This window comes from Cylindrospermopsis curvispora GIHE-G1, assembly GCF_014489415.1.
Classification (GTDB): domain Bacteria; phylum Cyanobacteriota; class Cyanobacteriia; order Cyanobacteriales; family Nostocaceae; genus Raphidiopsis; species Raphidiopsis curvispora_A.
This window is the reverse complement of the sequence record NZ_CP060822.1, coordinates 3,721,077-3,745,567: the sequence shown is the minus strand read 5'-3', so window position 1 is coordinate 3,745,567 and position 24,491 is coordinate 3,721,077. Positions and strand designations below refer to the sequence as shown.

Annotated in this window: 11 protein-coding genes and 1 pseudogene; 8 read left to right on the top strand and 4 right to left on the bottom strand. The window is 38.9% G+C overall.

The window, feature by feature from the left end; translation table 11 throughout:
• Positions 1-19: 19 nt before the first annotated feature.
• Positions 20-4,024, bottom strand: coding sequence for a response regulator (locus IAR63_RS16655; protein ID WP_187706039.1), 4,005 nt, complete (start codon positions 4,022-4,024; stop codon positions 20-22).
• Positions 4,025-4,545: 521 nt separating this feature from the next.
• On the opposite strand from IAR63_RS16655, the gene IAR63_RS16650 reads away from it, so the two are divergent.
• From IAR63_RS16650 to coaE, 8 genes are all read left to right on the top strand, one after another.
• Positions 4,546-5,037 (top strand): universal stress protein, encoded by a 492-nt coding sequence (locus tag IAR63_RS16650; protein ID WP_096546190.1) that lies wholly within the window; start codon positions 4,546-4,548, stop codon positions 5,035-5,037.
• The gene (gene hoxE, locus IAR63_RS16645; RefSeq protein WP_096546192.1) at positions 5,034-5,546 is read left to right on the top strand and encodes a bidirectional hydrogenase complex protein HoxE; all 513 of its coding nucleotides are present in this window, start codon (positions 5,034-5,036) and stop codon (positions 5,544-5,546) included. Before IAR63_RS16650 ends, hoxE begins: the two co-directional genes overlap by 4 nt.
• On the top strand, positions 5,533-7,134 hold the full coding sequence (locus IAR63_RS16640) for a NuoF family protein (protein WP_187706038.1): 1,602 nt from the start codon (positions 5,533-5,535) through the stop codon (positions 7,132-7,134). The genes hoxE and IAR63_RS16640 overlap by 14 nt, the downstream gene beginning before the upstream one ends.
• 25 nt (positions 7,135-7,159) lie before the next feature.
• Positions 7,160-7,876, top strand: coding sequence for a bidirectional hydrogenase complex protein HoxU (gene hoxU / locus IAR63_RS16635; RefSeq protein ID WP_057178211.1), 717 nt, complete (start codon positions 7,160-7,162; stop codon positions 7,874-7,876).
• Positions 7,877-7,910: 34 nt separating this feature from the next.
• Positions 7,911-8,456 carry an NADH-quinone oxidoreductase subunit B family protein gene (locus IAR63_RS16630; protein ID WP_187706037.1) on the top strand — a complete coding sequence of 182 codons (546 nt, stop codon included), beginning with the start codon at positions 7,911-7,913 and terminating at the stop codon, positions 8,454-8,456.
• A gap of 44 nt (positions 8,457-8,500) precedes the next feature.
• Positions 8,501-9,106: a CBS domain-containing protein gene (locus IAR63_RS16625; RefSeq protein WP_187706036.1), complete on the top strand. Its 606-nt coding sequence runs from the start codon at positions 8,501-8,503 to the stop codon at positions 9,104-9,106.
• Between the two features lie 21 nt (positions 9,107-9,127).
• On the top strand, positions 9,128-10,576 hold the full coding sequence (locus IAR63_RS16620; RefSeq protein WP_187706035.1) for a Ni/Fe hydrogenase subunit alpha: 1,449 nt from the start codon (positions 9,128-9,130) through the stop codon (positions 10,574-10,576).
• A 73-nt stretch (positions 10,577-10,649) separates the two neighbouring features.
• Positions 10,650-11,240, top strand: coding sequence for a dephospho-CoA kinase (coaE, locus tag IAR63_RS16615; RefSeq protein WP_115538537.1), 591 nt, complete (start codon positions 10,650-10,652; stop codon positions 11,238-11,240).
• Here the strand turns inward: coaE and IAR63_RS16610 are convergent.
• The 3 genes and pseudogenes from IAR63_RS16610 to IAR63_RS16605 form a co-directional block, all read right to left on the bottom strand.
• A complete protein-coding gene (locus IAR63_RS16610; RefSeq protein WP_187706034.1) occupies positions 11,237-13,249 on the bottom strand; it encodes an alpha-amylase family glycosyl hydrolase in 2,013 nt (670 codons plus the stop codon). The two genes, coaE and IAR63_RS16610, sit on opposite strands and share 4 nt — an antisense overlap.
• 63 nt (positions 13,250-13,312) lie before the next feature.
• Positions 13,313-13,420, bottom strand: a pseudogene (locus IAR63_RS18580) (NAD-dependent epimerase/dehydratase family protein); the annotation flags it as partial.
• 79 nt (positions 13,421-13,499) lie between these two features.
• Positions 13,500-24,479, bottom strand: a complete 10,980-nt coding sequence (locus IAR63_RS16605) for a non-ribosomal peptide synthetase (RefSeq protein WP_187706033.1) — start codon at positions 24,477-24,479, stop codon at positions 13,500-13,502.
• Positions 24,480-24,491: the final 12 nt, after the last annotated feature.

Below are 24,491 nucleotides of genomic sequence, written 5' to 3'. Positions count from 1 at the left end.
ATCTATGACCTAACCCTGGTTATTGCTTAGTTGTAATTCTCTGTAACAGGTCCATAACTCTTTGCTCAAACTCCTGAGTGGTGACCCTCCCCTTGGTAAAAAACTCCGTATGTCCCAATTTTAACCGATGACGTTCTGAATCGTCCAGGTCTTTTGCAGAATAGACAACCACGGGGACACTAAACAGTTGATCATGTTGTTTCAACCAATCAACAACCGTAAAACCATCAGCTTCCGGGAGGATCAAATCCAGAATTAGTAGGTCAGGATTAACCTTTTGACTCAGATGAATTGCTTCCCTACCAGTTTTGGCAATGAAGGTTTCAATGTCATGTCTACCGAACAAGGTTGCCAAAAGATCTGCGAGGTCATGATCATCTTCAATAATTAATATCTTCAGCTTTCTTGAGGGTTCAAATACAACTTTCCTTAAAGAGTTGAACAGGTCAGTTTCTTCCACTGGTTTACTTAACCAATCAGCAAACTTGACACCTTTATAATTGGCATCTTGTTGATAGTTGGAATTATTTTGACTCGATTTATAAACACTACAAATGACAATTGGTATATCTTTAGTGTCCGAACACTTTTTCAATCCAGCCATGGTTTCCCAACCATTCATTCCTGGCATAACTAAATCTAGTAAAATCACATCTGGATGTTGAATAACTGCTTGAGCGATCGCCTGGTCACCACTAGCTACTGTAAGTACCCGATATCCCCCTTGTAGTAGGAGATTTTCTAATTCCTGGCGAGTGATTGGATCATCATCACAAACCAACACTAAAGGAGAATTAGCATCAGTAATTAGGGATGTTTCATAGTCTGATTGATCGGTGACCAACCCCTGTAAATTAGCTCTATCATAAACAGTTAAAATTGGCAAAGTAAAATAAAAACTGCTACCTTCGTCCAAGATACTTTTGACCCAAATCTTGCCACCATGTTGCTGAACAATACTCTTACAAATTGCCAGACCCAAGCCAGTACCATCATGATTGCGAGAATCAGAAGAGTCCACCTGTTGAAACCGCTCAAAAATACTCTCTAATTTATCTTCTGGTATACCTCTTCCAGTATCTTGCACAGTTACCAACACCTGGTCTTTTTGTAATTCGGTCATCAAATAAACCGTGGATCCTGGTTCTGAAAACTTAATGGCATTACTGAATAAATTAGTTAAAGTTTGAATTATCCGATCTGGATCTGCCCATAATTGAATAGATGAACTATTAGAGTTATGAATAGATAAAGTCACACCTGCTTTATCCGCTAAAGGTTGCATGATATTGATAGCTGAGTTGATCAAATCTCGCAAATCACAATTTTCCCGTTCCATTTTGACCTTACCCGACTCAATGCGTTCAATATCCAGAATATCATTAATTAATCTAACTAATCGCTCCGTACTATCGGTGGCAATTTGCAGCAAACGTTTACCTTGTTCTGAAGTACTAGAGAGTAACCCACTGGTCAACATTCCTAAAGAACCATGAATGGATGTTAAAGGAGTCCGCAACTCATGACTAACAACAGAGACAAATTCATCCTTCATTTTTTCCACTTGCTTGCGCTCAGTTATATCTCGCAAGATGACGGTGTACACAGATTCTTGACCAAGATCTAATTTAGAAATTGAAGCTTCTGCAGGAAATTCTGACCCATCTTTACGACAACCAAATATTTCTTGTCTTTCTCCCATTCTGCGAGCATGAGCAGAAGATTTGCCAAATTTATATACGTGATTACGATGTTCCTGAGCAAAGCGTGTGGGTAATAATAAATCTAGTTTTTGTCCTAAAACTTCCCCAGCAGAATAACCAAAAATTTTTTCTGCACCTTGATTAAATAAGGTAATCTGTTGATTACTATCAATGGAAATAATTGCATCATCGGCAATACTTAAAATGGCTTCAAACCGATTTTCTGAAATCCTCAAAGCGTCTTGAGTACGTTTTTGTTCATCCAGTTGTGATTGCAATTGGCGATTGACATTAATTAACTCAGCTGTACGTTCATTAACCCTCAGTTCTAGTTCATCTTTAGTTTTGTGCAATGCTAATTCTGTCTGCTTACGTCTGGTAATATCACGGGCGACAATTTGTGCTGCTGGTTGATTTTGGTAGTTGAGAAATGCACCAACCATTTCTACGTAAATTATTTTCCCATCCGCTTGTAAAAATTTAACTTCATGCAAGGGAATCAATGTTTGACTTGTTTTCAGAGATTTGAGATTTTCTTCAATTTCTTCCCTGTGTTGTGGATGGACAAATTCTAGAAATTTCTTACCTAATAGTTCCTCTACTGAATTAACTCGCAGTAGTCTCACTGCAGCACTGTTAACGAAAACTAAGTCATCTTGACTAACAATGAGAATTGCCTCTGGATAAACTTCTACTAAGTTATGATAGGTTTCAACAATAAATTTGTTATTCTCGTTAATTTGATTGGTCTTTTCATATCGATTACACTCCATAATTTTCAGCAATCTCACTCTTTCCAAGCGATTCAGAATACGATTGACTAGCTCGGACACAATAATTGGTTTATTAACAAAATCATCAGCTCCTACACTAAATACCTGATTGACAATTTCTGCATCGCTATGAACTGTCAAAAACAAAATCGGTACTTCCCTACCTTGATCATGATTGCGAATCATTTTACATAATTCAATACCGCTCATACTAGGCATTTCAATGTCTAATATTAACATGTCAGGCTGAATTTTTTCCCAAGTTTCCCAAAACTTTCCAGGATGATTAAGGGTAATTATTTCTAGTCCCCAAGGAGTCAACAGTAACTGTAATAAATCTAAAGTTTTTAAATCATCATCTACCACTAATATTTTAGTTTTGTTCACTGTTGGTGTGATTTCATTATCGATGTTTCTTTCAGGGAATAATTCCGGTTGTTTTTGACTATTATCAGGAGCGGTAATTTGCTGATTTTTCTTATCAATTTCTCGCCTTAGTGATTTGACCCAACTTTGTAATTTAGGTTGTACATTAATCATTTCTGCTACTGTTAAATTAGCAGAAGATTGGAAGAAATTCTCAATTTTTTTTGCCAATTCTGAAGCATAAGGTAAGCCAAATGTACCCAGAGAACCTGCTAAAGTGTGTGCTTCTCTAGTTGCTCGTATTAATAGCTCTAAATTAAAAGTTCCTTGGGTACGGGCAATATTTTGTGCAGCTGTTTCTATAAGGGAAATTTGCTCTTCTATCCTACCGCGAAATCGTTGCCAAATTTCTTCAAGTTTCTCAATTGTCCGCTCATTTTTTGATTGATGATTTAATTCATGGTTGGATCTACTTTCTTTTAGTTCCTCATGGTGATTATGGTCATTTTCTTGTGGCTTTAGACGATATCCAATACCATAAACTGTTTCTACTAAATCATGAGGTGCGCCCACTGCTTTTAACTTCATTCTTAAACCCTTAATATGAGTCCGCACAGCGTCTTCCCCCGGTGTGTCTTCATAAGACCAAAGATGATCTAAAATCATTCCACAGCTAAATACTCGACGATTATTTCGCATCAGAAGTTCTAGTAGAGCATATTCTTTTGGGGTGAGTGAAAGTTGGTCTTGTTGATATGTAACTTCACAACTACTAGGGTCTAATCGCAAACCTCTCCACTCTAATACAGGCTGGGAATTAACACCGCCACGTCTTAATAATGCTCTTACACGAGCTACCAATTCTTCTTCATCACAGGGTTTGACTACATAATCATCCGCACCAGCATCTAAACCAATAGCTTTATCGTGAGAACTATCACGCCCTGTCAATAATAAAATTGGCACTCGCCGACCACTAGAACGAATTTTTTTACATAAGCTAATTCCATCGAGTTTTGGTAAAACAATGTCTAGTAGTATCAGGTCATACTCATAAGTTTCTACTAAATCCCAAGCAGTCTTACCATCATTTGCTAATTCTACAGCATAATTCTGTTCTGTGAGAAAATTAGTCAGGGTATATGCAATTAGTTCATCATCCTCAACTACTAAAATCTTCATGTTAAAAATCTCCTTTAAACATTGGAATTAGAAATAATCAGAATAAATTCACCTACGATAGAGTTAATGTCTAAAATTTAGTAGAGAATTTTCAGCTATGTATAGCTATGGAAGTAAACATGTGAAAATTATCAACCTAATTATTAAAGCTGGACAAGAAATAAGGGACAGATATCAACTTTTAGATATAGAGCAAACTGACTAAAAATGGGCATAATAACTAAGAAGTACAGAAAAGGTAGAATCATCACCAAATGGCTTGATCTAGATCTTGGAACATTTACAGTCATGGATGGTTAAAATGTTTATTCCCTTAACCATAATTTCCTCACAAGTTCCTCACATTCTTTAGCTACAACCATAAGTGTAGACCTAGATCCCAAGCTAGGAGTTAAAAATTAACGAATTGTAAAGATAAATGCTAAGAATTATAAAGGAAACCTACATGTTCTTACAAATAGGAACTGGAATGACATAAAGGGGTAGTTTGTAATGGTTAGTAAGTTACAATGGAGGCATCAATGCTTAGTAAAATTTTGGTGGGGTTAGACCTTTCTAACACAGGTGAGGAAGTATTTCAACAAGCACTCAACTTAGCAAAATTGACATCAGCTCAGTTAATGCTAATACATGTTCTATCACCAGAGGAGGATGGCATTCCGGATACCATGATGTTTTCTCAAATTGATTACTATCCAGCTTGGACTGATGAAAGCATGGGAATTTATTTGAAGAAATTGGAAGCCTATAAAGAAGAAGGTTTAGAAATGTTGCAAGGTTTTTGTGCGCGGGCAAATACAGAAAACATTAAAACCGAGTTTTCCCAGAATGTGGGAAATCCGGGTAAGGTGATTTGTCAAGTCGCTGGGGCGTGGGGTGCGGATTTAATCGTCATTGGGAGACGAGGAGTTTCTAAAATCACCGAGTTTTTTATGGGTAGCGTAAGTAATTATGTGTTGCACCATGCACCCTGTTCTGTGCATATTGTCCACCATCCTGATAAGAAATCATGAAAACCACAGTTCCAGTTCGCGTCAATCATGTTGAGCGTGGGGACAAACGTTTGAGAATGTTGGATACAGCCATCAAACGCTGTCAATATCAACAGGATGCACTGATTGAAATTCTCCATCGAGCAACGGAATTATTTGGGTATTTAGAATTAGATTTACTGCTGTATATCGCCCGTGAGTTAAAATTGCCACCTAGTCGGGTATATGGAGTAGCAACATTTTACCATTTATTTTCCTTGGCACCAAAAGGTAAACATAATTGTGTAGTTTGTACAGGTACAGCTTGTTATGTGAAAGGTGCCCAAGGAATTTTAACCACCCTGGAAACATTCATCCAAATTAAAGCGGGAGATACCACACCAGACGGAGAAATTTCCTTGATGACTGCTAGATGTTTAGGTGCTTGTGGTATTGCACCAGCAGTGGTGTTTGATGGTGAGGTTTTAGGTAATCAAACTGCACAATCAGTCTGTAAAAAAGTGGGGGAATGGCAACATGGAACTACATGAATTATTAGAGATTGCTAGGGCAGAAAATTCTCAGACTAAACCTATACAAATTCGCTGTTGCACGGCTGCAGGTTGTTTGTCTTCTGGTTCCCAAACAGTGAAGGAAAATTTATTGACATCGCTTAAAGCAGCAGGTTTGGAACAGCAGGTGGAAGTGGTAGGTGTGGGTTGTATGCGCCTTTGTTGTCAGGGTCCCTTAGTGGAGATAGATGAGAATAAAAGTCATAAAATTACACTTTATCAACAAGTAACGCCCCAGGATGTACCAAAAGTAATTGATTCTATCAAGGGAAAAAATACAACTTTAAAGCAGCAAGACTTACAGCACCCGTTTTTTACTAAACAATTGCCTATTGTTTTAGAAAATAGTGGTCGGGTAGATCCAGAAAGAATTCAATCTTATATTGCAGCTAATGGTTATCAAGCTCTCTACCAAGTGCTGCGAGAAATGAAACCCACAGAAGTAGTAGAAGTTATTACTAAAAGTGGATTAAGGGGAAGAGGTGGTGCTGGATATCCCACGGGTTTAAAATGGGGAACGGTAGCTAAATCATCAGGGGCAAAAAAATTTGTAATTTGCAATGCGGATGAGGGAGATCCAGGCGCATTTATGGATCGTAGTGTGTTAGAAAGTGATCCCCATCGAGTTTTAGAAGGAATGGCGATCGCTGCTTATTCCATTGGTGCTAATCAAGGTTATATTTATGTCAGAGCGGAATACCCCATTGCGATTAAACGTCTAGAGACTGCTATTCGTCAAGCACAAAGGTTAGGGGTATTGGGAACAAATATTTTTGAATCACCTTTTGATTTTAAAATCGAAATTCGCATTGGTGCAGGTGCTTATGTTTGTGGTGAAGAAACCGCATTAATGGCTTCAATTGAAGGTAAACGCGGTGTTCCCCATCCTCGTCCCCCATACCCCGCTGAATCAGGTTTATGGGGTTACCCTACATTAATTAATAACGTGGAAACTTTTGCTAATATTGCTCCTATTATCAGAAATGGTGCGGAATGGTTTGCTGGTATTGGCACAGAGAAAAGTAAAGGGACAAAGGTTTTTGCCCTAGCAGGTAAAATCCGCAATACAGGTTTAATTGAAGTTCCCATGGGGACAACCCTAGGGGAGATTGTGGAACAAATGGGCGGTGGTATTCCTGACGGGGGTATGGCCAAAGCGGTACAAACAGGTGGACCATCGGGAGGGTGTATACCAGCATCAGCATTTACCACACCGGTAGATTATGAATCCTTGTCTGCTTTGGGTTCTATGATGGGTTCTGGGGGAATGATTGTCATGGATCAAACTACTAATATGGTAGATGTGGCACGATTCTTTATGGAATTTTGCATGGATGAGTCCTGTGGTAAATGTATTCCCTGTAGGGTGGGAACGGTGCAACTCCATGATTTATTAACCAAGATTAGTAAGGGAAAGGGAACACAAAATGATTTACATCTGTTGGAAGAATTGTGCGATATGGTGAAACACACCAGTTTATGTGGGTTAGGTCAGTCTGCACCCAATCCTGTTTTTAGCACCTTGCGCTATTTCAAAGAAGAATATTTAGCTTTAATTAATCGATAGAAAACAAATCAATTATCAGACAATTATGACAGTAAAGACTTTGACAATTGATGGGCAAATGGTCAGCGCTCACGAGCATAATACCTTATTAGAAGCAGCACAGGAGTCAGGTATACATATTCCCACACTTTGTCATTTAGATGGTGTGGGAGATGTGGGTGCTTGTCGTCTATGTTTAGTAGAAATTGCTGGGATGAATAAACTTCTACCTGCTTGTGTGACCAAGGTTTCTGAGGGGATGGAAGTCACAACTAAAAGCGATCGCCTGCAAAGGTATAGAAGAACAATTACTGAAATGCTATTTGCAGAAGGAAATCACACCTGTTCTGTATGTGTAGCTAATGGTAATTGTGAATTACAGGATTTAGCCATAGAAATGGGCATGGATCACGTGCGATTAGCTTATCAGTTTCCTCAGCGGAGTGTTGATACTTCCCATGAGAGATTTGGCATAGACCACAATCGCTGCGTTTTATGTACTCGCTGTGTGCGGGTATGTGATGAAATTGAAGGTGCCCACACTTGGGATATGGCGGGTAGGGGAACAAATTCCCATCTGATTACGGATTTAAATCAACCCTGGGGAACTTCTCTCACCTGTACTTCCTGTGGTAAATGTGTCAATGCTTGTCCCACTGGAGCTTTGTTTACTAAGGGTGTAAGTGTGGAAGAAATGAAACATGATCGCGGTAAAATAGAATTCTTGGTCACAGCGCGAGAGAAACAACAATGGAACTTTTAGTGGTTAGCATCTTACATATTATCAGTTAAAAATTATGGATAAGATCAAATTAGCAACCGTATGGTTAGGTGGATGTTCTGGATGTCACATGTCATTTTTAGACCTAGATGAATGGTTAATAGATTTAGCCACTCAGGTAGATGTAGTTTATAGCCCTATTGCTGATATTAAAGAATATCCAGAAGGGGTGGATGTGGTATTAGTAGAAGGAGCGATCGCCAATGAAGAACATTTGGAGATAATCCACAAAATTAGACAGAGGACAAAAACCATTATTTCCTTTGGAGACTGCGCAGTTACAGGTAATGTGACCTCCATGCGCAATCTAACAGGGACTGCCAATGTAAGTTTACAATTAGCCTATATAGAAGGAGCAGATGTAAATCAAAAGATTCCCCACTCACCAGGAATTGTACCACCTTTAATTGATCGAGTTGTTCCAGTTCATAACATAGTTGATGTTGATATTTATTTACCAGGTTGTCCACCTTCAGCTACAAGAATCAAAGCAGCACTAGAACCATTATTAAGAGGAGAAACACCCCCCATGGTAGGGAGAGAAATGATTAAATTTGGATAACCTAAATAAATCGAGATGAATCAACTTAACTCAGGAGGTAGAGAATGTTAAAAGCAGCAGATGTCATGACCAAAGATGTGGCGACAATTCGCAGTTCTGCTACCGTAAAAGAAGCTGTTGATTTAATGAAAGCTAGAGATTGGCGAGCATTAATAGTGGATCGTCGTCATGGACAAGATGCTTACGGAATAGTCACGGAAAGCGACATCATTTATAAAGTTATAGCTTATGGCAAAGAAACAAATAAAGTCCGTGTTTATGAAATAATGACGAAACCTTGTATAGTGGTTAATCCGGAACTGGGTTTAGAATATGTAGCCAAATTATTTGCTCAATATAATGTCCACCATGCTCCAGTGATTAGTGGTCAATTAATGGGAATAATCTCATTGACAGATATTTTGGTAGGAAGTGTCACCCTAGAAAAACCCCATACAATTCTTTTGGAACAGCAATTACAAGATGAAATCAGAAAAGCGCGAATTGTTTGTAGTACTAAAGGTATTAACTCACCCGAATGTGCAGCTGCTTGGGATGTAATAGAAGAAATGCAAGCTGAAATTGCCCATCAAAGAGTTGAGAAACCTGCAAAAACAGCATTTGAAGAATTTTGTGATGAGTTTCCAGAAAGTAGAATGTACGATTTATAAAACCAGGTTGTCAAAAAAATCATGAAAAAAATAGTTATTGATCCTGTTACCCGCATTGAAGGACACGCCAAAATTAGCATTTACCTAGACGATGAAGGTCATGTATATGATGCACGGTTTCACGTAACAGAATTTCGTGGGTTTGAAAAGTTTTGTGTTGGTCGTCCTTTTCCAGAAATGCCTGGAATTACAGCTAGAATTTGTGGAATTTGTCCGGTAAGTCATTTATTAGCATCGGCAAAAACGGGCGATAAAATCTTGTCTGTCACTATTCCGGAAGTGGCAACAAAATTACGTCGTCTAATGAATCTAGGACAAATAATTCAATCCCATGCATTGAGTTTCTTTCACCTCAGTGCCCCAGATTTATTATTAGGTATGGATAGTGAACCAACCAAACGAAATATTTTTGGTTTAATTGGCATCGATCCGGAATTAGCTAGGGGTGGAATTCGATTACGACAATTTGGACAAGAAATTATTGAATTATTAGGGGGCAAAAAAATCCATCCCGCTTGGGCCGTCCCTGGTGGTGTTAGTGACCCTCTCACATCGGAAAATCGTACCCACATACAAAACCGCATTCCCGAAGCTAAAGCTACGGTTCTTAATGCTATAGGTTTATTTAAAAACTTGCTAGACAACTATCAAAAAGAAGCCCAAACCTTTGGCAATTTTCCCAGTTTATTTATGGGATTAGTAACTGCTCAAGGTTTGTGGGAGACCTACGATGGTCATTTACGTTTTGTAGACAGTGGGGGAAATATTGTTGCTGATAAATTAGACGCGGATAATTATCATGAATTTATCGGTGAAGCAGTGCAAGAAGACTCCTATTTGAAATCTCCCTATTATCGTCCTTTAGGTTATCCCGATGGCAAAGATCATTGCCGTTTAGATAGTGGAATGTATCGGGTTGGACCTCTAGCTAGATTGAATATTTGTAGTCAAATTGGCACTCCATTAGCAGATCAGGAACTACGGGAATTTCGCAGTTATGGTAGTGGAACTGTGAAATCTTCTTTCTTTTATCATTATGCGCGGTTAATTGAAATTTTGGCTTCTATTGAACACATAGAAATTTTATTGGATGACCCTGATATTTTGTCAACCCGTCTGCGAGCTGCTGCTGGAATTAACCGATTGGAAGCAGTGGGGGTAAGTGAAGCACCAAGGGGAACCTTATTCCATCATTATCGTATTGATGAAAATGGTTTAATGCAGAAGGTGAATTTGATTATTGCTACTGGTCAAAATAATCTGGCAATGAACCGTACAGTTGCTCAAATTGCTCGTCATTTTATCCAGGGTAGTCAAGTTCAAGAGGGAATGTTAAACCGGGTCGAAGCTGGTATCAGGGCATTTGACCCCTGTTTAAGTTGTTCTACTCACGCTTTTGGAAAAATGCCTTTAGTCATAGACTTAGTAGATAGAAATGGTAATGTGGTCAATCAAGTTTGTCGTAATTAGATTTGGTTGTAGCACCAAATCTTTTGTGGTAGTATGGGAGCATTACACATACTTTTGGCTATGATCAAGTTCCATGACAAAAAGGTTAATTGGTTTAACAGGAGGCATTGCTACGGGCAAAAGTACCGTGGCTAATTATTTAGCAAGTGTATACGGGTTACCCATTTTAGATGCAGATATTTACGCCAGAGATGCAGTGTCCGAGAGTTCGGTCATTCTTAGTCAGATTACTCAACGTTATGGCAAAGAAATTTTGCTTACAGATGGTAATTTAAATCGGAAAAAATTGGCAGAAATTATTTTTAATCAATCCCCTGAACGCTCCTGGGTGGAAAATTTGATTCATCCTTATGTCAGGAATTGTTTTTTAAAAACTATTGAGGAGTCACCGCATGACACCTTAGTTTTGGTGATTCCCCTTTTATTTGAAGCGGGTTTAGAGAATCTAGTTAATGAAATTTGGGTTGTTTATTGTCAAGGTGAAATACAAAAACAACGACTAATGAGTCGCAATGATTTAACGGAAGTACAAGCAATGGCAAGAATTAACAGTCAATTACCATTAGAGGAGAAAGTTGCTCGTGCGGATGTTGTTTTAGATAATTCTTCTGATCTAGAATCTCTGTTGCGCCAAGTGGATCTGAGCATAGCTAGGTTCCACTAAACTTGAGCTAAAACGAATGCAAATGCTGGAAGTTGCAGACTAATTTCTCCTGGTACTATTTGGATTGACCCACCAGATGTTCCAAATAGTATATTAGGTTCGGGAAAATCACCATGATCATCAGGAGCTTTAAAAGAATGATTATATATATCTCTAGATCCCATATTCATAGCAGCTAGAAGACTGTATTTCTCAAGGGGATGGTGAATAAGTAAGCATAATACACTGTGATTTTCATATAATAAGGTGCGTGTGCCATTTATAATCAATTTGTATTGCCAGCGAATGTGGGCAAGTTTTTGAATTAGTAAAAAGGTGGGGTGGTTTCTATTGTAAGGTTGAAAGGTCTTGCGGTTGATTACCCCAAATTTCCAAGTGCAACTGGGATTATCAAACATATCTTCCCGCACATAGCAATCATGACCAATATAACTTGATTTTTCTTCATCATGAAACAAACCTAATGCACCGTCAAACTCTTGCTCTGTTCCTTGGTAAATAAAGGGTATTTGTGGACCTAATATTAAACAAGCTAGAGCAAAATGTAGGCGAATACGTGCTTGATCCCGGCTATGAGTGCGATTTAAAAACTCATGGAAAACTCTATTTGTGTCCTGATTTTCTAAGAACATAATATTATTTTGCCAACCTGCATAGTAGGAATGTGATGGCTGCAGAAAACCACAAAAATAGTCTGTGAGACCAGAAAGCCAATTACCATCTCCAAAAGACTGCTTAACATCATAGTAAGTGGGATAGTCAATCAAACCAGAGAACTTGGCTGGGTTGTACTCTAGTACTTGTTCGTGGGTACTACCTGCATGCTCAGCTATTTGCACAAATTCCTTTTTTCCTAGGATGTGGGCATATCTTGATATTTCTTCTACGCAAGGTTGCCAAAAATCTAAACCAATGTGACGCGCAGCATCATAGCGGAAGCCATCAATATCCGTCTCAGCAATCCAGTATTTTAAATGTTGTAGTAGTAATTCGCGAACATAATTTGTCTCCGTACGCCAGTCTTCTAAAAAACCGAATAGTCTTTGGTTAACCATATCGGTGTATTCTGGTCCATGAAAGAGTGAGGTATTCCTTGTTTCCACGGGAAAAGGCATAACTGCCAACTCATCACCCTGCACATATTTAAATTCTCCTCCTGGTGGACCACCGTATTCTGGCCAATTGATGCTGTCAGCGATGTGATTATTAACTACATCTAAAATAACGGCAATATTTAATTCATGGGCTTTTTTAACCATTTGACGTAAACATTGAAGTGTACCTAAACGGGGATCAACCATTAATAGATGAATGGGATGATAACCATGGTAACCATCAGGAGCATTGACATATATGGGACTAATAATAATTACTCCTACGCCTAGGGATTTTAAGTATTCTAGATGCTCAGTTATACCTTTTATTGTACCACCATGACTAGAATGGGGACAGGAAAGATCGTATTTTACTAAACTTAAAGGACTACGAACTATATGTTTGCTACGGGCAAATCTGTCAATTAGTATAGAATAGAACAAGCGAGAACTCCAGTCCTTGGGACTAGGTGTCATGGATATGGATGGTTCTGGTCCGTAAACATGGTGATTATTCACCAGTCCCAAAAATACAGATGAAATTTCTGTTAGGGAACGGGGTGCTTCATCGCAAACTAACAAAATTTGCGATCTTTTACTAGTATGTTCCTTACCATTAATATCTATATAACCCAGTCTATACTTACATCCCCCACCATTACCAAGGGGTGGAAGGGTCACTGAAAACATCTGGAAGCCATTTTCAGTGAAACCTTCTGTTTTTGCTATTATCCGGTCTAAATCAGAATATCCCTGACCATCATTTAACTCGCAGACCACCTGTCCCAGGTCTGGATGTTTAGATAGGTGAACACCAAATCTAATGCGGATTTTTTCTTTTGTTCTAAATACCCAATTATAGGGTGCAATATCTGGATCTAAGTGTACTTCACAGTACTCATCAAAATAACGCATAATTTAGACTAGGTTAGAGGTACTAAAATTCTTACCATAATGATTGAATTTGGTTCAGCGGACACCCTGCAAACAACAGGTTTTTAAACCAAAATATCGACCATATTCCTGGACCATAATATCAGCTGCTAGTTTAGAAGCACTAAATAGAGGGTGTTTGGACTGATCGATATTCGATCCGATGGGTCCTGATGGAGCAGTGATAAGTATTTTTTCCATGTTTTTGAGACCTTTAAGATTTTTAGGTTTTTTAGTTCGGTTTTTTCAACTTTGAATTTTGTAGGAGGTTAGCTTTCTCTTCCGGTGTCATAGATTTAATTCGTAAAAAGGCCTTAGCAATTTTTTCAGTGTTACCCAACTTGGTTTCTTTCTCAATTAGGAGAAGTGCTATTTTCTCAATAGTTACCGCATCAAAGAGTTCTCTTAATGCCAAGTCAATCCCAAACACCTTTTTGATGTATCCATGAAATTGCCCTACTAATAAAGAATGTCCCCCTAAATGGAAGAAGTTGTCTTGCACACCCACTTTCTCTACCTTCAATAATTCTTGCCACATAAGTACTAGTACCTCTTCAATAGCGTTTCTAGGTGGTAACCAATCTCTATGTTCCCTTTTGTAATTTGGCATAGGTAAGGCGCGACGATCAATCTTATTGTTGTCAGTAAGAGGAACTTGATCAATAAATACCCAAGCTGAAGGTATCATATATTCAGGCAAATACTTTTGTAAGTATAAGCGAAGATCTTCTATTGTTGGCGGTTGGGTTGTGGGGACCACATAAGCAACTAATCGTTGGTCAGCGGGAGTGTCACCAATTGCTTGGACAATAGCCTGAGTAATAGCGGGATGGCTGGATAAAATGGTCTCAATTTCTCCCAGCTCAATGCGATAACCACGTATTTTCACTTGGTAGTCTATTCTGCTTAAAAACTCAATTTCCCCATTTGATAACCGTCGAGCTAGGTCTCCAGTACGGTATAAACGCGATCCTGGCTCTTGGGCAAAGGGATCGGGAATAAATTTTGTTGATGTGAGTGTGGGGTTGTTTCTATAACCTCTCGCTAGTCCTAGACCACCAATATACAATTCTCCCACAATTCCTTCCGGTAGTAGGTTCAAACCATTGTCTAGAATGTATAAAGATGTGTTGGCAATTTCTCGACCAATAGAAATTACATCTTTGGACCTTTCCAGTTGTTTAACGCTTGACCAAATTGTGGTTTCTGTGGGACCATAAACATTCCAGAGGTTTATATTCAATTGCAAAAGCAAATTTGCTAATTCGCGTGGTATAGCTTCTCCCCCACACAGGGCACAAAACTGATTCTTGGGTTGCCAACCCGCTGTTAATAGCAGTTTCCAAGTGGTGGGAGTTGCCTGCATAATTGTAGCTTGGCTTCGCTCTAGCAAATCAGTCAGTTTAAATCCATCCTGGGCTGTTTCTTGGTTAGCAATAACTAATTTTGCTCCACTAATTAAGGGCAACAATAGTTCTAATCCTGCGATGTCAAAGGAGATTGTTGTAACGGCAACTAGTGTGTCTGTACTACCTAGTTGTAGCTGATTTTGAAAGCTCAAGAGGCAATTAACCAAGGATTGGTGCTCAATTTGTACTCCCTTGGGTCTACCCGTAGACCCAGATGTATAAATGATGTAGGCTATGCTGGCTAAATCTAATGGTCTTGGTTGAAAGAAGACGGCTATTTCTTCTTGTAGTATTGGTTCTAATAACAATACCCTAGCAGAAGATTTAGGCAATCGAGAAACAATAGAAGATTCAGTTAGTATTATTGTTGCTTGGCTATCATTAATTATCCATTCCAGGCGATTTATTGGCAAAGCTGGATCTATTGGTAAGTATGCAGCTCCAGCTTTTATAATTCCTAACAGTGCGGTTACTAAACCTGCATGGCGATCCACGCACACCCCCACTAATGTTTCTTGCGTGACCCCTAACTCTACTAGTGCTTGGGCAATTTTATTGGCTTGATCATTCAATTCGCCATAAGTTAACCATTTTTCACCTTCAAGAATTGCAGGGGACTTAGCATTCTCTGACACCTGTTGGTTAAACAGATCCGCTAGAGTCGCAACTGGTGGTTGATGCTTAATAGGTATGAGTGGGAAGGTGGGTAAACATATCTCGCCAAGAAATCTCGGTGATTTGGTCGCCAAGGTGTTTAATATATCTGTAACATGTTGTAATAATTGTTGCCGCTCCTTGGTGGTTCCTATTTTTTGGAAGGCAATTTTTAAGGTTAAATCTTTTCCTGGTAACGCGTAAAGACTTATGGGGTAATGATTTTTTTCTAGTGATTCTACATCGCTAATTATTAAATCATCATTATGGTTGCGTATTTTTTCACCTACAGGGTAGTTTTCATACACCACGATGGACTCAAATAGTGATTCACCTCTATTTATGTTACTCCAACCTTGTATATCCACCAAAGAACTATAGGAGTGTTCACTAATAGATAAAATGCGATCGCTTAATTCTTTTAACCATGTTCCTACTAGTTTGTCTGGCTCACATTTGAGACGTAAGGGTAGAGTATTAATAAATAAACCCACCATCTGTTCAAAACCAGATAATTCCGTAGGTCTTCCGGAAACTGTCACACCAAATATAACTTCATTACTACCGCTATATTTGCTGATTAAAATTGCCCAGGCTGCATTTATTAAGGTACTGACAGTAACCAGGTGTTTATTTGCATAGTTTTTGAGCTGGGCATAAACTTCCGGTTGTAGAGTAGTTTGTACAACCTGATAATCTTCTCCATTATCTAATGGATTGCTGGTTAATCCTATTTTAGTTACAGAGTCTAAACCCGCTAATTGATCGCGCCAAAAAACCTCTGCTTGCTCAATTGGCTTTTGATTTAACCAGACAATAAAATCCCGATAATTAGGGACTGGTGGCCACTTCAAAAATTGATGCTTTTGCTCTGCTTGGTAAAAGGAAATAACATGTTGAAAAACTAATGGCAAGGACCACCCATCTATTAATACGTGATGGTGTGTCCAACAAAATCGCCATTTTGCCTTGTCAGTTTTTACCAAAATTAACCTCATCAAGGGTGCCCTTTCAGTTGACAAACCCTGTTGACGATCTTCCATTAATAAATCTGACCATTTTTGCTCCCAGTCATCAGTACCGCACCAATCTTGATAAACAAAAGGCAAATTCACGCTGCTATGTACTCTAGCTAAAGGACGGGGAAGGGACTGCCAAATGTAGGATGTGCGCAGGATAGAATGATGATTAATGCAGTTTTCCCAAGCTGACTTAAATATTTCCACATTTAAGTCTCCCGTGATTTTGCCTGTTACTTGTTGTAGATAAATGTCTTTTTCAATTTCATAGTTAGCATGAAAAATAATACCCTCTTGAACTGGTGCAAGAGGATAGATGTCTTGCAAATCACTTATTCCACTAACAGCAATATTTAATTGTTCCTGATTTAAATTAGCCAAGGGAAAATCTTCGGGATTCCAACGGACAAGTTTTTGTTCGCTACCCATTAACAAGTTACGTAAACATTGTTGATAGGTATGCAGCAAATTACGAATAGTTTGTTCCCGGTGTAAGTTGGTGCTAAAACCAAAACGTATTTCCAGTTTCCTATTCACAATGAGACCAGTTATTTCCAATTGGAAGGTACGTTGATTTTCAGGATGTCGAGAAATCCCCGAATCTTGTGTTGCGGGTGTGAAAGGTGCATCAGCTGGAATTTGCTCATCAAACTGTCCCAAATAGTTAAAGATAATTCCTTGGGGGATGGGAGGCAAAATTTCCCCATGTTCTGGTTTTTGACTGAGAATACCGTAGGATAAACCATTATTAGGTATTCCATTTAGCTGTTCTTTAAGACCCGACAAGTTATCTAAGACATTGGAATTTACAGTTGTTATTCTAAAGGGAAAAAGGGAAGTAAACCACCCGACAGAGTCAGATATATCCAGATCTAAACTACTTCCTCGACCATGGGTTTCTAAAGCAATAACTATTTCCGATCTCCCAGTCCACTCTCTCAGTGTTGTTGCGAGTGCTGTAAGTAAGATTTCTTGAATGCTCACTTTACGGGTACGGGAAATTTCCAACAACATTTTATTAGTTTCTGTTTCTGTGAGAGCAAACTCAACTTGAGCAGCTGAATTTTCTTTGTTATCTGCTATTTTTTCAGGAAAATCTAGGGGTAGAGTAAAGTCACGGACTGCTTGTTTCTGCCAAAATTCCAGATCTACTTCCCAAGTAATATGGCTCATGTTGCGTAGATAACGACTCCACTGGGGAAAACTCACACTTGGCTTTGCTTGAAAGGAAGATAGGGATTGATCTTGAGTAACATTTCTCATACTCCCAACCAGATCCTGTAAAATTACACGCCAAGACACACCATCAACGATGAGGTGATGAATAATTAATAGTATTTTATCAGGTGTAGTTGCTGCTGTTTGAAAATAAACTACACGGAATAACTTCCCAGTTTCCAGGTTCAATTGTCCCTGAAACTGTGTAGCTAGGGTTTGGAGGTGGGTAGATAATTCAATTTCTGGAATATCCGTTAGATCAACAACGTCCACATTTAAATGCTGACTATCATTATCCAATTCTTGTATCCATCCCTTTTCCGTTTGACGGAATTTTAATTTGAAAGCGGGATGTTTGCCCATTATTTGATTAACAGCTTTTTGTAAATCTCCAGTAGTAATCTGTGCTTTTACATCCAACAAAACTGCTTGATTCCAATAATGGGGATGTGGTAGGGATTGCTTAAAAAACCATTCTTGAATAGGGGTTAACGGAATTTCTCCTGTTTCAACAGTTGGCAGTTGAGAAAAGTTATCTTCTTTCCTTACATGATTTGCTAAATCGGCTACCGTAGGGTATTTGAACAGATCTTGGGCCGTGAAATAAATACCCAAGTCTCTGGCTTTGGCAATAATTTGTAGCCCGATAATTGAATCACCACCCAACTCAAAGAAGTTTTCACGAGTACCCAAACGAGGTAATCTTAACACCTGTTGCCAGAGTTTAGTTAATATTTTTTCAGTTTCGCTTTCGGGGGGAACATATTCTTGAGATACTGTTGTTTCTACAACTTGTGGATCAGGTAAAGAATTAATATCAATTTTTCCATTGGGTAACAATGGCCAACTATCAATACTAATAAATAAGTTAGGAATCATATATTCCGGTAAAATCTGTACCAATTCCAGGCGCAGAATTTTTTGCCAATTGTTCGGTGTATTTAACCGAGGTTGTACGTAAGCTACCAGATAATTTAATCTGTCGGAACTGGAAATTTGGGAACCAGAAATTACTTTAACTAATGCACGATTTACCCAAGACTGTGCCTCTAGTGCGGCAACAATTTCACTAGTTTCAATGCGGAACCCGCGTACTTTTATTTGTTGATCTATACGTCCGAGAAACTCTATATTACCACCCGGTAAATAACGAGCACGATCTCCTGTATCATACATTCTCTGTCCTGGGACAAAAGGATCGGGTAAAAATCTTTCCGCAGTCATTCCTGGTGCGTGCCAATAACCACGCGCCACTTGGGATCCTGACACGAAGATATTCCCTGGTGTTCCTATGGGTACAGGTTGGAGTAAGGAGTTGAGAATATATAATTTCACATTGGTAACTGGTTGACCCAAGGGAATCTGGTCAAGATTGGCAATATTGTCATTTTCCTGACAGTTGTGGAAGGTAACGTCAATTGTAGTTTCCGTCGGACCATAAAGATTAATTAGAGGAATAGGTAATTTTTCCTGAAACTTCTGCCAAACTCTGTTTTTGAGAACCTCACCACCACTAAATACCAACCTCAAACTGCCACAATGCTCTAGTTCAGGCTCACCCAAAACTACTTCCAGCAAACTGGGTACTAATTGGAACAAGGTGACTTTTTCTTGTTGTATAGTTTTTACCAAGTATGCTGGATCTTGGTGTCCTCCTGGTTTAGCCATGACCAGTTTTCCACCTACCATCAATGGTGTCCAAAATTCCCAAACGGAAGCGTCAAAACTGAAGGGGGTTTTTTGCAGGACTATATCAGCATTAGTTACACTGAACTTGTCTACAAACCAAGTTTGATGGGATACTAAAGCTCCATGGGAAATGGCTACTCCCTTGGCCTTACCAGTAGATCCGGAAGTAAAAATAATGTAGGCAATATTATCAGGAAAGACGGAGACATTTAAATTTTCCTGAGAATGCTCCTCAATTTCTCGGTGTTGAGTGTCAACAAAAATGGTTTTCTGGGAATTTTGGTGGTAATTGACTTTTAAATCTGAACGAGTCAGAAGCAAATCAAGGTTCCCATCTTCTAACATGGATTGGATGCGGGCACTAGGGTAATGAGGATCTATGGGAACATAACAACCACCTGCTTTCATTACTCCCAACATGGCACAAACCATATCTAGGGAACGTTCCAAACAAATACCCACAGGTTTTTCTTGGGTTATACCTTGGGACTGCAAGAAATGTGCCAGCTGATTAGCTTTTTGATTTAACTGCTCGTATGTCCAACCTTCCCCCTCACAAATAACTGCTATCTCTTTGGGCCTGACTGCTGCTTGTTGAGCAACAATTTGATGAACTGGTGTAATTGTTGGACGAGAAGTTGATAGTTGTTTCTCATAAATAAATTCCTGTGGCGCTAATGAAAATTCCCTATTTCCCACACAGTTTTCACTCACCAGTTCTGAGCAAAGCTGATAGTAATTAGCAATATTATCAACTTGGTCTTGAGTAAATTCAGCATGGCTATAGGCAATATTCAGGCTTATATTAGCCGATGCAACTTCCTGGTTCCAAGTAACCGCAAAGGGGATATTGGTTTCTTCAAAAGATGTTGATTTTAATAACTCTACCTCACGCCAATTTAATAATCCTTGGTAAACATGAAAATGAATGAAATTCAAGGATGTTTCATATAGGGGAAGACCACCATTTAGTCTTTGCACTTCTGGTAGAGGAAATCGACGATTTGCTACTAATGCTTGTTCAGCTAACCATGTTGCCTTAATCAAATCTACCCAAGAACCATGAGGTAGTCGTAACCGTAATGGTAAGGTATTTAAGAATAGACCCAAAACTTGGTCGCCATCTGTTGTGTCAGGTCTACCATTACTAACTAATCCTGTCACTATTTCTTCATCTCCTGAAAACACAGACAGAATGTGTAAATGTATTGCCAACAATACAGTTCTCAACGGTACGCCTAATTGGTGAGCCACATCTTTTAAACCTTGGGAAGTTGTCTGTGATAAGGTGATATCAACTTTTCCAATGGTGGGGTGCATTTTGGGAAGGTTTTTTCTTGGTAAGCGAGGCAATTTAGTCAAGGGAATATCTTCTAGCTGTTGTTGCCAAAATTCCCTTTGTTTTTTATCTTGTAAAGCTTCTTGTTCCAAGGCAATAAACTGGGAATATTCCAAACCGGTTTGAGGTGATAAACTGGGGACACCTCTACCCATTAAGTGTAAGTATAAACCTGTTAAGTCAGTTAAAAATTGCGCCAAACTCCAACCGTCCATAATGGCATGATGGAACACTAAGGTAGCCTCAACTACATCCTCACTTAACTGATGAATAAAAAACCGAATTAATGGTGGATTTTTGTAATTAAAACGACTTTGTTGTTCTCCCTCAATAAAGACTCTAAGATAATCATCTTGTGCAGATGGGGATAAATTAGTGAGGTTTTTAAAAATAACCCTTCCCGATACATCTTTAATAATTGCTTGTAAAGGTTGACTAAATTCTCCCAGAAAAAATGCCGTCCTCAGCACTGGATGTCTGGTAAACATCTGACTATAAGCCTGTTCCCAAACTTGTAGATTAAAAGGTATGCGAATGCGGAAGCTAAAAAGATCTTGATAAGTTGTAGAAGTTTGGGAATATTCAGTGTGAAACCACATTCCTGCTTGTAATTGTGCCAACGGATAAGCATCATCGGCTATATTGGTGAGTTTCTCTCTATCTTCAGTAGCAATTAAACCAAATGGTTCCTGATAATAATCCTGTTTTTTTCCACCAGATAGTGGTTGTAAGGTTGTTTCCAAATCCGTTGCTAGATCTGCTAGAATGGGATGGGTAAATATATGCTCAATCTTCAGGTTGAAACCTGCTGCTTGGGCTAGAGAACAAACTCGAATACTACGGATTGAATCCCCACCTAAAACAAAATAATTATCAAATCTACCAACTCTCTCAACTCCTAAAACTTGCTGCCAAATGGATGCCAACTTCCGCTCAATTTCTGTCTCTGGTGCAGCAAATTCAATCCCTATATTTTCCCTTTTCATCTCGGGAATAGGTAAAGATTTTCTATCTATCTTACCGTTAGCAGTTAGGGGAAACTTATCCAGATAAACAACCTGGGAAGGGATCATGTAGTCAGGTAAAGACCGTTGTAGATGATCGCGGATATCTTTGATAGTCGGTTGTTTTTCAGGAGAGCAAACTAAATAGGCAATTAACCGATTCTCACCTGTTTCTATGTCAGTTGTAACCAGGACAATATTTTCATGAACATCAGAAATCTCAGCCAGGACATTTTCAATCTCCCCAATTTCAATCCGGAAACCCCGGATTTTCACTTGGTAATCTATGCGTCCTAAATATTCTAAATCCCCATTAGGAAGGAATCGACCCAGATCCCCTGTGCGATAGAGACGGCAATTCGGTCTAAATCTGGCCTCTATAAATCTTTCTGCTGTTAATTCTGGACGGTTCAAGTAACTATGGGCAACTCCCGCTCCACCAATATACATTTCCCCAATTACCCCTGTTGGTAGCAGGTTGCCATCAGCATCCAGAATGTAAATATCTAAATCCGGAATTGGTTCACCAATTAAACTACCAGATAAGTTGTCTATATCTTGTTTGCTAATTGGTCTATAGGTTACATGAACTGTTGTTTCTGTAATCCCATACATGTTAACCAACCGCGTTTGATTGTCTCCATATTTTTCAAACCAAGGAGATAAACTCCCCAAATTTAGGGCCTCACCACCGAAAATTACATAACGTAAATTGTCAAGATTACAATTTGAGTCTGCAACTGCTAACAACTGGGCAAAAGCTGAGGGAGTTTGATTGAGAACTGTAACTTTCTGCTCCTCTAATAATCTCAGAAAAGTTTGGGGATCCCGACTTACGCAATAGGGAACAATTACCAATCTACCACCATATAGCAAAGCTCCCCATATTTCCCATACAGAAAAGTCAAAGGCAAAAGAATGGAAGAAAGTCCAAACATCTTGTTGATTAAATTTAAACCAATGCTCTGTACTTTTAAATAGCCGGGTCAGATTCTTGTGAGTGACCAATACCCCTTTTGGCTTACCTGTTGAGCCAGATGTATAAATAATATAAGCCCCTGAATTCGGGGTTACATTGTCTGTGTCTATAGGTTCAGCACTTGTTTTTAAATAAGCTGCATCTTCAACATCTAAACAAACTCGGGTAATACCATTTGGCAATTCTTGGCTGGTGTTAGTTGTGGTGATAATTACTTCTGCACCACAGTCTGTAATGGTAAATTCAATCCTGTCACGGGGGTAACTCGGATCTACTGGAACATATATACCCCCTGCTTTCACCACACCTAACATGGAAATGATTAATTCGGGAGTCCGGTCTAAACAAATTACCACTCGTTTCTCACTACCGATTCCCAGAGATTTTAAATGGCGAGCTATGGCATTAGATCGTTCTTCTAATTCTCGGTATGTCAGTGTTTGATTTTCATAGGTTAAAGCTATACGTTCTGGATATTTACTGGCAGTCTCAGCAAACATCTCATTAATAGTAGTATATGAAGAATTAGTTTGTTCTCTTTTGTTTTTTATCTGTTGCTTTTCTTGGTGACTCAACAAGGATATGTCTTGCAATAACGATTGAGGATGATTCGCCATGTTTAATAATAAATTGCTAAACTGGTCTAGCAATAATTTCATGGTTGTGTCACTAAAACGATTCGTATTATAACTTAGTTTAATAGCAATTGTATCACTGGGAATGACAACTAAGGTAATAGGATAATGAGTGGTCTCTAAGAAATGGGACTCTGCTACATTTAAACCAAAATCACTAATTTTTAATAACTTATCAACGGGGAAATTCTCAAAAGCTAGCAGGGTTTCAAACATCTCACTTCCTGCGGGAATATCACTCCATGCGCGAATATCTGATAAACTTGTGTGTTCAAATTGACGCATTGAAGCTGCCTGGAATTGTAAATTTTGTAACCAAGTATTCAGAGTTTGATCTCCTGATATGGCAACCCGGAATGGTAAAGTATTGATGAATGGCCCAATCATTTGTTCTACCCCGGGAATTTCCGGAGGTCTACCAGCAACTGTAATTCCATACACAACATCATTACTGCGACTGTAACGGTTGAGCAATATTGCCCAAGCTCCCTGAATTACGGTATTTAGGGTAACGCTACAATTTCGTGCTAATCTCCCTAATAAATCTGTTATTTCTGGTGATAATTGTTTGGTGATTTCACCACCTTTGAATTTAGGATTTACTCTGCTTTTTGAGGTCATTAGTAAGGGTGTAGCACTTTCAAACCCTGACATGTATTGCTGCCAAAAAATTTTGCTCTCTTGCAAATCTTTCCGTTTTAACCAAGCTATAAAGTCTCCGTATGGACGTCTATTTGGTAGGGCGACTTCTATATTTTCTTTAGCTGCTTTGTGTAAGGTGAGGAATTCCTTAAGCAAGATGGGCCAAGACCACCCATCTAAAATTATATGGTGATGACTCCATACCAAATACCATACATCTTCCCTAAAACGAATTAAGGTAACTCGCATCAATGGGGGACGATTCAGAACAAATCCTTTGCGTTTATCTGCTTCTAAAAAATCTTGCAGGCGGTGTTTTTGTACGTCATCGCTTAGTCCCCTCCAGTCTTCCTCTTCTATATTAAATTTTAGGTGACGAAATACAACTTGTACAGGTTCACTTTGCCCTTTAGTAACGATTGCAGTTCGTAAAATGGCATGACGATCTACCAAAGTCTGCCAAGCTTGACGCACTGCAACTGTAGAAACATCCCCTTCTAATCTACAATGTAATTGTTCAAAATATACTCCCGATTCTGGTTCATATATGGTGTGAAATAAAAGTCCCTTTTGTAATGGTGTCAGGGGGAAAATATCTTCGATTTTGTCTTTGAGTCCAGCCATGAAATTTTACCT

What these genes read in the sequence shown, in the direction of transcription:
- IAR63_RS16655 (WP_187706039.1), bottom strand. Translation starts at nt 4,024, where the DNA reads ATGAAGATTTTAGTAGTTGAGGATGATGAACTAATTGCATATACCCTG.
- IAR63_RS16650 (WP_096546190.1), top strand. Translation starts at nt 4,546, where the DNA reads ATGCTTAGTAAAATTTTGGTGGGGTTAGACCTTTCTAACACAGGTGAG.
- hoxE (WP_096546192.1), top strand. Translation starts at nt 5,034, where the DNA reads ATGAAAACCACAGTTCCAGTTCGCGTCAATCATGTTGAGCGTGGGGAC.
- IAR63_RS16640 (WP_187706038.1), top strand. Translation starts at nt 5,533, where the DNA reads ATGGAACTACATGAATTATTAGAGATTGCTAGGGCAGAAAATTCTCAG.
- hoxU (WP_057178211.1), top strand. Translation starts at nt 7,160, where the DNA reads ATGACAGTAAAGACTTTGACAATTGATGGGCAAATGGTCAGCGCTCAC.
- IAR63_RS16630 (WP_187706037.1), top strand. Translation starts at nt 7,911, where the DNA reads ATGGATAAGATCAAATTAGCAACCGTATGGTTAGGTGGATGTTCTGGA.
- IAR63_RS16625 (WP_187706036.1), top strand. Translation starts at nt 8,501, where the DNA reads ATGTTAAAAGCAGCAGATGTCATGACCAAAGATGTGGCGACAATTCGC.
- IAR63_RS16620 (WP_187706035.1), top strand. Translation starts at nt 9,128, where the DNA reads ATGAAAAAAATAGTTATTGATCCTGTTACCCGCATTGAAGGACACGCC.
- coaE (WP_115538537.1), top strand. Translation starts at nt 10,650, where the DNA reads ATGACAAAAAGGTTAATTGGTTTAACAGGAGGCATTGCTACGGGCAAA.
- IAR63_RS16610 (WP_187706034.1), bottom strand. Translation starts at nt 13,249, where the DNA reads ATGCGTTATTTTGATGAGTACTGTGAAGTACACTTAGATCCAGATATT.
- IAR63_RS16605 (WP_187706033.1), bottom strand. Translation starts at nt 24,479, where the DNA reads ATGGCTGGACTCAAAGACAAAATCGAAGATATTTTCCCCCTGACACCA.